This window comes from Natronogracilivirga saccharolytica, assembly GCF_017921895.1.
GTDB lineage: Bacteria > Bacteroidota > Rhodothermia > Balneolales > Natronogracilivirgulaceae > Natronogracilivirga > Natronogracilivirga saccharolytica.
In genome coordinates this window covers 240,707-252,618 of record NZ_JAFIDN010000002.1, presented here as the reverse complement: position 1 = coordinate 252,618, position 11,912 = coordinate 240,707, and the positions used below count along the sequence as shown (strand labels likewise).

The following is an 11,912-nucleotide window of genomic DNA, read 5'->3' as shown; positions in this document are numbered from 1 at the left end:
ATTAAAGAATATCTATGGTCTTTTCAAGTAAAACGACCAAAAATGACATCATTGTGAGGCCACACACCAACCGGCGGCGCTTTTCACAAAATAATAAATCCGTGCAACGAAAGTGTAACGTATATGTTACAGCTTGTTGTGCGTACCGTCACAAAAGGGAGGAGTGCCGGTCTGCTTGCAGCCGCACCAGGCTACGTTCTTGCTTTCTTCAACTTTTTCCACAATCGGTTTGATGGATGTGGGCTTGTGCGATCCGTCGCAGTAAGGCTGGTTTCGGGATAGTCCGCATGCACACCATGCATAGGTGCCGGGTTCAATTTTCATGACATAGGGCTTGGTGCTGGCAACTTTCGGCTTATCCATGGCAACCTGATCAATTTTGATGTTCGCTGATTGAAATACGACATCTCAATCAGAAATTACTCTTTTCGTTTCAGTGCCGGAATCTAAAACATGTCATCCTGAAAAGAAAGATTTTTATAGTGCAACGGAAAAGCATGCCGTCAGGTTCCGATGATCGGACGCACTCCGTTTATAATAAACTGAACGCCGATGGTCAGTGCGATAAAGCCCATCATGCGGGTAAGTGCGGTCATTCCTGTCCGCCCCAGCATTTTGGTCATCCGGCGAGCTACGACCAGCAGCACAAACGAGGTAACCGCCACCAGCAGAATCGCAATGGATATGACAAGATAGTCTGTTACGGAAGACGACTGTGACGCAAATCCAAGAGTAAGCGCTATCGAACCCGGTCCGGCCAGCATGGGCATGGCAAGCGGACTGAATGAAATATCCGGCTTGCGGTATGCTTCGGAATGGTCGGCAGCGGTAAGCTTACGGCCCTGCGAGTCCGGATCAAGCAGCGAATAGGCCATTTTCATGATAAGCAGTCCGCCTGCAATCCGGATGCCCTCAAGGCTGATTCCAAAGAAGCTGATTATGTAATTTCCGCCGAACAGAAAGATCCCGAGAATAAGAACCGTGTATATGCATGCTTTCAGGGCCTGCTGACGCCGGTGCTCATTGCTGTCGCCATCCGTCATAGCCAGAAAAAAAGGCATGGCCGCAAACGGGTTTGCGATTGAAAGCAGGGAAGTAAATGTAGCCAGGAGAAAGGTGAACAACTCCATGTTTCGGTGCGTTATTATATAATAATAAATACCATGACATGCCTATCAGCAATACGGCGGGCAAGTCGCCCCCGTTTTATAATACATTGAACAGCATCGGCAAATTTCGTCGGCAAATTTATGTATATTTGACATCAGTTTGAACCCTAAAGTTCTTTAAATCCTCATTATGACAGAAAGAGATATCCCCTGGGATGAGCTGGTTACCAAGAGCCGCCGGCTTATCGATGAAGCAGCTGACAGAGAAGAGGCCATGCAGCATATCTGTGCCCTGCTGCACCGTGAAGTGCCTCATTATGACTGGGTCGGCTTTTATCTGGTCGATCCCTTGTCTGAAAAGCAACTGGTTCTCGGGCCCTATGTAGGTGAACCCACCGAACACACACGTATAGCATTCGGACAGGGAGTGTGCGGTCAGGCGGCGGAATCCCTCAAAACATTCATCGTCAACGACGTCACTGCCGAGTCCAACTACCTGGCTTGCAGCCCCACCGTGCAGTCCGAGATCGTTGTGCCCGTCATGAAAGGAGACGAACTGATCGGCGAAATCGATATTGACTCCGACACCCGCGGTGCCATGACGGAGAATGACAGGAAAATGCTGGAAGCCATCGCAGAGGAAGTTGCAGAGCTGTTTTAAAGCTGGTAAAGCCGGACACGGAAGATTGCGTCACGCCTGCGATGCCGGCGGGCAGGCATTTCATGGCATGCATTCACCAAAGTGGCTTCCCGGGAGCACCGGGAAAGGAGTGAACCGGCTATCTGCGCGTTTTTTCACGGAGTGACTTCCAGTCGATATCGAGTCCGTCCTTTTGCTCGTTACTGAGCTCTTTGAGCTCGTTCTGCGTGATATTTTCAGGAGGGAGCGCCTGATCCGCAGCGGCCGTTTTTTCACGTATGCGGTTCGGCGCATCTTCCCCGGTTACCATTCGGCCGTTGCAAATCCCGCCGTCATCAATGGACACATATCTGGCTGCCAGTGAACCATTCACCTTGCCGCTGGAAGAAATCATTATCATCCCGGTCGCCGAAATATCCCCGTCCGCCTCTCCATGGATATTAATATCAGCAGCCTCGATACTCCCTTTCACTTTGCCGGATTCGGTCACGATCACCTTCCCCTTGCTTTCAATATCCATCTCCACCAAACCGGATATCTTCAAATCTGACACCACTCTGATTTTGCCTTCACTGAAAACCGAGTTTGTCCCTATAAAACTGACATAATCAATATTGTTTTGTGCCATGAACCGAATTTGTGATGATGAGAGGTGATGAAGTTACGCCGGACCGCCCGTCAGGCGGACCTGTTTCCAACCCGTTACGCAAGAGTAACCGTACAAAGACAAGAGTAACCGTACAAAGAGCTGATAATGTTTTTAATTACAGTAATCGGGAACCATCGTCATTTTATTGTCCGGAATCCCGTTACTCCGGCAATAGAAGCGGCTTCAGAAACCTGCCGGTCAGACTTTCCTTATGAGATGCCACCTCTTCGGGTGTGCCTTCGCATACGATAGTCCCGCCGCCAAATCCCCCTTCCGGACCGATGTCTATGACCCAGTCAGCCGACTTGATCACATCCAGATTGTGCTCGATAATAATCACCGAATGGCCGCGGTCTATCAGGCGATTGAAGGAATCCAGCAGCCGGGCAATGTCCTCAAAGTGCAGTCCGGTTGTAGGTTCATCGAAGAAATAGAGCATATGATCCTTTTCCGTTCGCGACAGATAGCGAGCAAGTTTTACCCGCTGGGCCTCGCCCCCGGACAGGGTGGTCCCGCTTTGTCCCAGCTTGAGATAACCCAAACCCACATCCTCCAGTACCTGGAGTCTGTTTACGATCTGCTTCTCATCCACAAAAAACTCCAGGGCTTCGGATACCGACATCTCCAGAACGTCGTGAATATTCTTCCCCCGATAGCGCACACTGAGAAGATCTTTGCGATAGCGTGTTCCGCCGCAGGCCTCGCAGGGGAGCTCGATATCGGCAAGAAACTGCATTTCAATGGTTTGCACGCCTTCTCCCTGACAGGTTTCACAGCGTCCGCCCGGCACATTGAATGAAAAGTGTCCGGATGTGTACCCCATGATGCGTGACTCCCTGGTTTTGGAAAACAGGTCGCGGATGCCGTCGAATGACTTGGTATAGGTGGCGGGATTGGACCGGCTCGACCTTCCGATCGGCGTCTGATCGACCATTTCGGCACCATCGATATGCTGCAGCCCTTTCATCGAGCGGTACCGCCCGACTTTCTCGTTATACACGCCCAGCTCTTTCATTATGGCGGCGTAAAGCGTGCGGTGAATCAGGGTCGACTTGCCCGATCCGCTCACCCCGGTGACGCAAACCAGCTTGCCAAGCGGCATCCGGATATTCACATTTTTCAGATTGTGTTCGGATGCTCCCTCAAGCAGGATTTCCTTGCCTCTGCCTTTCCGGCGCTTTTCGGGCACAGGGATCGATTTTCTGCCGCTGAGATATTTTCCCGTCAGCGTTTTGGATCCGAGCAAATCCTCATAGCTTCCCGAGAAACTGACCTCTCCGCCGTGATTTCCGGCAAACGGGCCAATGTCCACGACATGATCTGCCGACCGGATCATCTCCGGGTCATGCTCAACCACCAGCACGGTATTGCCAATATCCCGAAGTGATTTGAGTATCCGGATGAGCCGGTCATTATCACGCGGATGGAGGCCGATTGTGGGCTCATCCAGCACATAAAGACTTCCGATCAGCGAGCTGCCCAGTGCATTGGCCAGATTGATGCGCTGCGCCTCTCCGCCGCTTAGAGTATTTGTGAGCCGGTTCAGGGTAATATAATGCAGCCCAACCTCATCCAGATACCTTAACCGCTTGCGGATTTCATAAAGAATCTGCCCGCCGACATCCATCTCATACTCGGTAAGCTCCAGATCATCGAAAAACTTGCGCGCATGGCCGATTGTCATTTCCGATATCTGTCCGATGTGCATGTCCGCAATTTTCACATACAATGCATCTTTGCGGACGCGGTAGCCGTCACATTCCGGACACCGTGAGTAGCCGCGATAGCGCGAATAAAACACCCGCATGTGGACTTTGTAGAATTCACTGCGCACCTGCTGAAAGACACTGTGGATCCCGGGGTACTCATCTTTGCCGTACCACAAAATATTTTTCACATCCTTCGAAAGGCTGTGATAGGGTTCATCAATGGGCAGGCTGTAGCGCGCGGCAACCTTGACCAGCAGCTTTAGATTGTGGTTGAATTTCGGCGAATTGAACGGGGCGATGGCACCTCCCCTGATGGACAGCTCCGGGTCGGGCACTACTTTATCCTCATCAATTCCCTGCACGCGTCCGAAACCCTCGCAGCTGCGGCAGGCGCCGAACGGATTGTTGAATGAGAACATTTGCGGAGTGGGCTCGGTAAAATCGATGCCATCCCGCTCGAACCGTTCGCTGAACATCAGCTCTTCGCCTTTGTGCAACTTGATGTAGCACCGGCCGTTGCCTTCAAGGAGCGCCGTTTCAACCGAATCGACCATCCGGCTGCGGAACTCGTCATCGTCCTTTTTGATCGCCAGCCGGTCCACCACCATGCGGACTTCTCCGGGGTGATATTTCTTCAGGTTGACCTCATCCCGGCCCAGGTCTACCATCTGCTCTTCAGGAAGGAGGATGCGATTAAAGCCTTTTTGCTGAAATATGGCGACCTCCTCGCGCATTTTCTTGTTTTTCTCCATGCTGACCGGAAACAGCACATAAAACCGCTGCTTCTCCTCGTACCGATCCAGCATGTCTGCAACAACCGTCTGCGGGGTGTCCTTTTTCACCGGCTCGCCAGAAACCGGTGAGATGGTTTTTCCCACGCGCGCAAACAGCAGCCGCATGTAGTCGTAAATCTCGGTAGTGGTTCCGACCGTTGAACGGGGGTTGTAAGTCGTGTTTTTCTGCTGGATGGCCATGGCCGGCGAAATGCCCTGCATGAAGTCCACATCGGGCTTGTCCATGCGTTCCAGAAACTGCCGGGCATAACTGGACAAACTTTCCACATAGCGGCGCTGTCCCTCGGCGTAGATCGTGTCAAAAGCCAGGCTTGATTTGCCGGAGCCGCTCACACCGGTGACCACCGTCATCTTGTTGCGCGGGAGCGTTACATCTACATTTTTGAGGTTGTGTACCCGTGCACCCTTTATAATGATGGGGGACAGAGATCTGGATGGTTCGGTTTCAACCTGGATTTTGGATTCGGACATGGCTATTTAAAATACACGGAATCTTGCAACATAGACAACGCCCGCATCAGGTATTCGGTTCCGTCACCGGGTCACCTGCAAGATATGCTGTTCCATCTTCTCCTTGATCTCTTTGCGGACCTGATCAACACCTTCATCCACATACATGGCATGGATGAAAAGCTCTTTGCGATCGTCCGAAACTTCCAGGCTCAGTGTACCCGGCGTCAATGAAATCATATTTGCAAACAGCGTTATCTCAAGATCCGATTCAACATCGAGCGGAATATCCACGACGCCTGATTTCATCCGGAAGCCGGGACGCATGACATCAATGGCAACGCGTATGCTGGAAAGGAATAGTTCCTTGATAAACAGCAGCAACAATGTGAAGGCTTTCCAGACTCTGCGCGTGTAGTTGCTGTTATCAATGGCCGGACCAACCACGAGAAGAACAAGGTAGGCCAGAACAAGTCCGATAAGCAAATTCCCGAAAGAAAACGTTGCCGTCACAGCAGTCCAGATAAGTGCGAGTATGATATGAAACAGGACTATTTTCATGTGTTTATAATTTATGATTCTGAAGTCACATGTAGTACCCATGTTGGCTATAATCATGCTCCTGTGTGACGGTAAGCCGCCATGGGTATTTCATGTGTTTAAAATTTTTGATTTATAATGTCAGATAGAATGACATGACCGTTTTTAATCATGCTCATGTGTGTCCGGATTTCAGCCGGTCATGATCATTTCATGTGATATAAAATATTACGATTCGTTCGGTTAACGATTATTGCGGACCCATTACGGCTTCGATGTATACATTCGGATCCAGGAGCTGCTCGGCAGCCATCAGACAGACTTCAAGGAGTGGCTGCGCATAAAGTCCGACCAGAAGGATCAATCCTGCCACGGCCATCACCGGGAGCACCATGATATAAAGACTGCCGGCGCCGAAAAGCGGCATTTTACCGAAGTGTTCCGGCACGCCTTCTTCAGGTACGGTTCCCCAAAAAGCAGTCATCCAGATTTTTATCATGGAAAACAGCGTCAGCAGATCGACGAGAATGGCCACTGCAGTAATCAGGTACATTTCGATGGAAAGTCCCGCCTTGACCAGGCTCAGCTTGGCCCAGAAGCCGGACAGCGGCGGAAATCCGGCAAGGGCAAATGCCGATACCAGAAACAGAACCGCCAGGAAGGGGTAATGCCGGTACAATCCGCCCATTTGCTTTAATTCAAATGTGCCGAGGAGCCGTTGCGAAATTCCACTGATCAGAAACAGATTCGATTTTGCCAGGATGTTGTGAAGTACGTAAAAAATGGCTCCCATCAGTCCCAGTGCCGTATTGAATGCCAGTCCCATGATCATGTACCCGATCTGGCTGACAATGTGGAAGGACAGGATTTTGCGAAATTCGTAATGGGAGGCCGCGCCAAGTACCCCGGTCACCATGGTGAATCCGGCCACCCAGAGCAGGATATCATGCGTATATCCGATATCCTGGGTAAACAGCAGGGTGAACACACGAATCAGCGCGTAGACCCCGACTTTGGTCAGCAGCCCGCCGAAAACGGCCGATATGGCTACCGGCGGAGTGTGATAGGAGGCCGGCAGCCAGAAAAACAGCGGGAATATAGCTGCTTTGATGCCAAAGGAGAGCATGAAAATCATGGCAACGGTAGTTACCAGCCCGACATTTTCAACTTCGGGCAGGCGCACCGCAAGATCGGCCATGTTGAGCGTGCCGGTCATGCCGTAAAGCATGGCAACGCCGAACAGGAAGATCAGGGATGAGAACAGGTTGATGACCACGTACTTCAGTGCCCCCTGCAGCTGGTTTTTGCTGTTGCCCAGTGCCAGCAGAATAAAGCTGGCAATCAGCATCACTTCAAACCATACGTAGAGGTTGAAAATATCACCGGTCAGAAAGCTGCCGTTGACACCCATGAGCAAGACGTGCAGCAGGGGGTAGTACCCGAAACGCTCACGCTCCTTGTCGATATCGTAAAGTGAGTAGACCGCGATTACCAGGCCCATTATAGCGGAAATTCCCAGCATCAGCATGGACAGCATGTCCGCCACCAGGGTGATGCCGAACGGTGCTTCCCAGTCTCCGAGCTGCAGCACCTGAATTCCGTCAACATACACATCCCGGAAAAGCACCATGACCGAACCCAGCAGCACAACCATCCCAAGCACCCCGACCCATCGCTGGAGGGACGCATGGTTCCGGAAGAGCAACGCTATCGTCGCCGTAATCAGAGGAATTGCAACAGGCAGTACAAGTAACGTATTCATCCTTCTTTCTCCTCCCGGTTTTCAGATTCGTTGACTATGGCTGCCGAGGTGTCTTCGGGATCTTCGAGCATGCTGTCCTGATCCACCGTGCCAAGCTCTTTGTAGCTGCGGTAGGCAAGTGCAAGCGCAAAGGCCAGCAGGCCGAAGCCGATCACAATTGCAGTAAGTATAAGTGCCTGCGGAAGCGGGTTGGCGAAAGGTGCTTCGGGCACGACACTCCCGGCGGCAATAAGCGGCGGATTTTCAATGTTCAGCCTTCCCAGTGAAAAAAGGGCAAGGTTCACCGAGTTGCTGATCAGGATAATGCCGATGATGGTAAGTATAAGACTTCGCCTGAGCAGCAGGTAGATCCCTGTTGCAAAAATGGCTCCAGCCAGGATGGGTAAAATTGTATCCATGGTAATTCAGATATTCATTTGTTGGATGACCGGTTGCTGAGTCCGGGCACTTTTTCCTCTTCAAGGGCAAAAATCACCGCGACGATAAAGCCAACGACACACAGGTACACGCCGATGTCGAAAATGAGAGGCGTGCTGAGTTTGGCTTCCACGCCCCCCCATTCGATGAAGAGCCACTTTCCGGTCAGAAACGGATCTGCTGTGAACATGGGGATGATTCCGCTGATGACCAGAGCAAGGAGTCCGTATGCAATCAGCGTAATTGGATGAATACGCAGTACGCGTCGGGCCGCCTCCGTTCCGAAAGCGATGGCATACAGCGTAAAAGCTCCCGCACCTACGAGCCCGCCTATGAATCCTCCGCCCGGTTCATCGTGCCCCCGGAAAAACAAAAAGAGCGAAAACAAAACCATAACTCCGATCAGGAGGCGTGTTGCAGTATGTAAAATCAAGCTGTTCATGATAATTAAGCTTTTTTAGAGGCTCCGTGACGGGTCATTTTGACCAGGGCGTAGACGGCAAGTCCGGCAATGGCCACAACCACGACCTCACCCATGGTATCAAGAGCCCGGAAATCGACAAGAATGACGTTTACAATGTTCCGGCCATGAGCCATCGGATAGCTTGCCTCTGCGTAGAATTCAGAAATAAATGCATCAAAGGGTGCTGCCGTAGCTGCAAAAATGAGCAGTGTCATCAGCAGGCCGGCCGAAACAGCTATAACACCGTCCTTTGTCCGGGAGGCGGCACTACGGCTTTCGGTCAGCTTGGGGACATGTATCAGTACCAGTGCAACCAGGATAACCGTAAGTGTTTCCACCAGAATCTGAGTCATGGCAAGATCTGCCGCACCATGCATCAGGTAAATCAGGGCCAGACTGAAGCCCACAATCCCGGCACCCACGATCATGGTCAGGCGGGAATGGCCAAATGCCAGCATGATGCCAAGTGAGGTTAACACAGCTATAAAGAGGGCCCACTCAAACACCCTGACCTCTTCAAAGGTTGGCGTCATAACAATCCCGGACCGGCTCAGAAAGGTGTATCCGATTCCGACAAGCGCGGCGACAAGGATGGTGGTCAGGTAGTTGGACATCAGACCGTTCTGCAGCACACGAGTCTGCCATCCCGCAAGCGCCAGCATTCCGTCGACAAGTTTTTCATATCCGATTCGCGGCAGATCAGCAAAACCGCCCTGATAGGCTTTCATTGCCGCCGATTCTCTGAGCGGATCCCAGAAGTGGTAAACGATAACACCGCCGGCAAGGGTTGCTACACTCAAAATCAGCGGCAGGTTAATTCCGTGCCACAACGAAAGGTAGAAGTCCATAGGCTCGCCCCATACACCGCTGGCGGCCGGAAGCATAAGCGTTTTGTCGATCAGAAAGGGGAGTATTCCGAATATGACACTCATCCCTGCCAGCACTGCCGGGCCGATCCACATGGAAAGGGGAGCCTCGTGCGCCTTTTTGGGTGTTTCAACGGGCTGACCGAAAAACGGACGCAGCACCACAATGGCCGAGGCCGCAACGATAGCGATATTCGCCAGTACCGCGAGTGATATAAACACAACCGGCCATGCCGAAGCCCCGAGAGCTGCCTCATAGACAATTTCTTTGGCAATAAATCCGAACATCGGCGGTATTCCTGCCATTGAGATGGCTGCAAGCGCCGCTGCAACCATCGAAATGGGCATAAGGGATCGCAATCCGCCAAGCTTAAGCACATCGCGGGTACCGGCCTCATGGTCAACGGCACCCGCCACCATAAAGAGCGCCCCTTTGTACATGGCGTGCGAAAAGATGTAAACGGCAAGACCCTTCATGGCCAGTTCGGTTCCCAGGCCGATGAGCATCATCATGGTACCCAGAGCCATTACGGTGGAATAGGCAAGAATTTGCTTCAAATCGGTAAAACTTAGGGACAGCCAGGCACTGATAAGCAGAGTGGCAAGTCCAAATCCGCCCACAAGTATCATCCAGGTTTCGGTAAATCCAAGTACCGGATGCATCCGGGCAAGAAGATAGACGCCTGCCTTGACCATGGTTGCGGAGTGGAGGTAGGCGCTGACCGGTGTGGGTGCAGCCATGGCACCGGGCAACCAGAAATGGAACGGGAACTGGGCCGATTTGGTAAATGCTCCGGCAAGAACCAGCAGTAGAATGGGCAGATACAGACCGTGATTACGTATGATGTCGCCTTCATTCAGCAGCGTGGATACTTCCCAGTGTCCGGAAGCAAATCCCATAAGTACAAGCCCTGCCAGCAGTGCCAGTCCCCCGATACCGGTCACCAGCAATGCCTGGAGCGCCGCCTTCCGGGAATTTTCCTGTTCATGCGAGAACCCTATGAGCAGGAATGAGGTAAAGCTGGTCAGCTCCCAAAAAACGAAGATGCTGATGAGGTTATCCGCCAGAACCACACCAAGCATGGATCCCATGAACAGAAGAATCGCTGAATAAAATCTCGGCAAATAGGTACTTCCGCCGAGGTATCCGCCGCCGTAAAGTACAATAAAGGTTCCGATGCCGGTAATGATCAGTCCGAACATCAGGCTCAGCCCGTCCAGGTAAAACGACAGGTCGACATTGAAATAAGCCATGCTGACCCAGGTGGTGGACTGTGTGACGGTGCCACCGGACGCGATGTGTGGCAGCCAGGTCAGCAGATAGATAAAGCTGCCCAGTGGAAGCAGCGCAAGCACCCAGCCCGCCCGTTCTTTGAACAGATTGTAAATCCAGGGCGCCAGCAGGGCGATCCCGAAAATCAAAAGGAGGTTGATCAGCATGGGGACCTCCTTCCTGACCTGCAAGGCAGGATATCAAGTCCGTTAAACATCTGATGAGAAATAAAAACGGTCATAAAAACAGTTTTGAGCAGTTATCGAAACGGAAATCCGATTCCCCGGGAAAGACGGCCATGACGCATGCCGGATGCTAATCCTCATCCGGGACTTTGACATTTGCCGGAGGGGTCTTGCGGTTTTTTTCGTAGTAATCTTTCAGGTCATCAACGACGGTGCCTTCCCAGAAGGTAATTCCGTGTTGATAGGCGGCACGTCCTATGGTATGCGCCGCAACGGGAGCGGTCATCAGGATAAATATGATGGTTGCAACAGCTCTGGAAATAATTCCGATTTCAGCATAGGTAAATGCGACGGCCAGCAGTATAAGACCTGCGCCAAGCGTACCGGCCTTTGTGGATGCGTGCATCCGCATCAGAATATCAGGCAGTCTGAGGATGCCTACCGATGCAACCAGAACAAAAAAGCCCCCCGTGATCAGCAGAATTCCGGCAATAATTTCAAGCATGTCCGCTCCTCCGTTCTCTTTCGGCTCTCTGGAAAACATACCTGGCAAAAGCTATGGTCCCCAGAAATGCAATGAGCGCCAGTACAATAGCGACATCCAGATACACCGGGTGTCCGGATGAGATGGCATACGTTGCAATCATGCTGATGACGACAAAAGCAACCAGGTCCAGTGCCACCACGCGATCCGGCAGAGTAGGCCCGATGATAACGCGAATCAGCGAAACCAGCAGCGATATACTCAGCAATACGTAAACAATGGTAATTGCCAGTGAAAAAAAGTCCATGAATCTCTAAGTCTTGTTACGCAGAGCACGGTCGAAGCAAATAAGGAAAATGCCGTGTACTCCGGTCTGTTTGGAAGGCCTTAATATAAGAATCCCGTAAATATGCTACAAGAAAGTTCCGGATGGCCTGATTATGCTCTGATTCATCCCGTCCCCGTGCAAAAACTGATTTACCGATACCCGCTCTCTTTATATGGAATATGACTAAAAAATTGTATAATGTTGCAATAACGATATTGATATTCTTTCAGGAACAGTACTGGC

At 51.5% G+C, this 11,912-nt stretch carries 12 protein-coding genes; 1 reads left to right on the top strand and 11 read right to left on the bottom strand.

All coding sequences use genetic code 11. The features are described 5' to 3' along the window. Window positions 1-126: 126 nt before the first annotated feature. Together NATSA_RS03375 and NATSA_RS03370 are read right to left on the bottom strand one after the other, a co-directional pair. Window positions 127-363, bottom strand: a complete 237-nt coding sequence (locus NATSA_RS03375) for a CDGSH iron-sulfur domain-containing protein (RefSeq protein WP_210510775.1) — start codon at window positions 361-363, stop codon at window positions 127-129. A 140-nt stretch (window positions 364-503) separates the two neighbouring features. Beyond that, entirely contained in the window at window positions 504-1,130 is a 627-nt protein-coding gene (locus tag NATSA_RS03370; RefSeq protein ID WP_210510406.1) for a MarC family NAAT transporter, read from the bottom strand. A 169-nt stretch (window positions 1,131-1,299) separates the two neighbouring features. On the opposite strand from NATSA_RS03370, the gene NATSA_RS03365 reads away from it, so the two are divergent. Then, window positions 1,300-1,770 (top strand): GAF domain-containing protein, encoded by a 471-nt coding sequence (locus NATSA_RS03365; protein ID WP_210510404.1) that lies wholly within the window; start codon window positions 1,300-1,302, stop codon window positions 1,768-1,770. 118 nt (window positions 1,771-1,888) lie between these two features. On the opposite strand, the gene NATSA_RS03360 is transcribed toward NATSA_RS03365, so the two are convergent. The 9 genes from NATSA_RS03360 to NATSA_RS03320 form a co-directional block, all read right to left on the bottom strand. Next, window positions 1,889-2,377 carry a bactofilin family protein gene (locus tag NATSA_RS03360; RefSeq protein WP_210510402.1) on the bottom strand — a complete coding sequence of 163 codons (489 nt, stop codon included), beginning with the start codon at window positions 2,375-2,377 and terminating at the stop codon, window positions 1,889-1,891. A 181-nt stretch (window positions 2,378-2,558) separates the two neighbouring features. Next, window positions 2,559-5,372, bottom strand: coding sequence for an excinuclease ABC subunit UvrA (uvrA, locus tag NATSA_RS03355; protein WP_210510400.1), 2,814 nt, complete (start codon window positions 5,370-5,372; stop codon window positions 2,559-2,561). A gap of 63 nt (window positions 5,373-5,435) precedes the next feature. Next, window positions 5,436-5,912 carry a Na+/H+ antiporter subunit E gene (locus tag NATSA_RS03350; RefSeq protein ID WP_210510398.1) on the bottom strand — a complete coding sequence of 159 codons (477 nt, stop codon included), beginning with the start codon at window positions 5,910-5,912 and terminating at the stop codon, window positions 5,436-5,438. A gap of 229 nt (window positions 5,913-6,141) precedes the next feature. Next, window positions 6,142-7,653 (bottom strand): Na+/H+ antiporter subunit D, encoded by a 1,512-nt coding sequence (locus NATSA_RS03345; RefSeq protein WP_210510396.1) that lies wholly within the window; start codon window positions 7,651-7,653, stop codon window positions 6,142-6,144. After that, window positions 7,650-8,051 carry an NADH-quinone oxidoreductase subunit K gene (locus NATSA_RS03340; RefSeq protein WP_210510395.1) on the bottom strand — a complete coding sequence of 134 codons (402 nt, stop codon included), beginning with the start codon at window positions 8,049-8,051 and terminating at the stop codon, window positions 7,650-7,652. Before NATSA_RS03340 ends, NATSA_RS03345 begins: the two co-directional genes overlap by 4 nt. A gap of 14 nt (window positions 8,052-8,065) precedes the next feature. After that, the gene (locus NATSA_RS03335) at window positions 8,066-8,512 is read right to left on the bottom strand and encodes a Na+/H+ antiporter subunit B (protein WP_210510393.1); all 447 of its coding nucleotides are present in this window, start codon (window positions 8,510-8,512) and stop codon (window positions 8,066-8,068) included. Between the two features lie 5 nt (window positions 8,513-8,517). Next, on the bottom strand, window positions 8,518-10,839 hold the full coding sequence (locus NATSA_RS03330) for a putative monovalent cation/H+ antiporter subunit A (RefSeq protein WP_210510391.1): 2,322 nt from the start codon (window positions 10,837-10,839) through the stop codon (window positions 8,518-8,520). Window positions 10,840-10,987: 148 nt separating this feature from the next. After that, a complete protein-coding gene (gene mnhG / locus NATSA_RS03325) occupies window positions 10,988-11,362 on the bottom strand; it encodes a monovalent cation/H(+) antiporter subunit G (RefSeq protein WP_210510389.1) in 375 nt (124 codons plus the stop codon). Next, window positions 11,355-11,648, bottom strand: a complete 294-nt coding sequence (locus tag NATSA_RS03320; protein ID WP_210510387.1) for a cation:proton antiporter — start codon at window positions 11,646-11,648, stop codon at window positions 11,355-11,357. The genes mnhG and NATSA_RS03320 overlap by 8 nt, the downstream gene beginning before the upstream one ends. Between the last annotated feature and the right edge of the window lie 264 nt (window positions 11,649-11,912).

Bases quoted from the DNA above. Each gene is read 5' to 3' on its own strand.
- NATSA_RS03365 (WP_210510404.1), top strand. From the start codon at position 1,300: ATGACAGAAAGAGATATCCCCTGGGATGAGCTGGTTACCAAGAGCCGC.
- NATSA_RS03320 (WP_210510387.1), bottom strand. From the start codon at position 11,648: ATGGACTTTTTTTCACTGGCAATTACCATTGTTTACGTATTGCTGAGT.
- NATSA_RS03330 (WP_210510391.1), bottom strand. From the start codon at position 10,839: ATGCTGATCAACCTCCTTTTGATTTTCGGGATCGCCCTGCTGGCGCCC.
- NATSA_RS03360 (WP_210510402.1), bottom strand. From the start codon at position 2,377: ATGGCACAAAACAATATTGATTATGTCAGTTTTATAGGGACAAACTCG.
- NATSA_RS03350 (WP_210510398.1), bottom strand. From the start codon at position 5,912: ATGAAAATAGTCCTGTTTCATATCATACTCGCACTTATCTGGACTGCT.
- NATSA_RS03335 (WP_210510393.1), bottom strand. From the start codon at position 8,512: ATGAACAGCTTGATTTTACATACTGCAACACGCCTCCTGATCGGAGTT.
- NATSA_RS03345 (WP_210510396.1), bottom strand. From the start codon at position 7,653: ATGAATACGTTACTTGTACTGCCTGTTGCAATTCCTCTGATTACGGCG.
- NATSA_RS03340 (WP_210510395.1), bottom strand. From the start codon at position 8,051: ATGGATACAATTTTACCCATCCTGGCTGGAGCCATTTTTGCAACAGGG.
- NATSA_RS03375 (WP_210510775.1), bottom strand. From the start codon at position 363: ATGGATAAGCCGAAAGTTGCCAGCACCAAGCCCTATGTCATGAAAATT.
- uvrA (WP_210510400.1), bottom strand. From the start codon at position 5,372: ATGTCCGAATCCAAAATCCAGGTTGAAACCGAACCATCCAGATCTCTG.
- NATSA_RS03370 (WP_210510406.1), bottom strand. From the start codon at position 1,130: ATGGAGTTGTTCACCTTTCTCCTGGCTACATTTACTTCCCTGCTTTCA.
- mnhG (WP_210510389.1), bottom strand. From the start codon at position 11,362: ATGCTTGAAATTATTGCCGGAATTCTGCTGATCACGGGGGGCTTTTTT.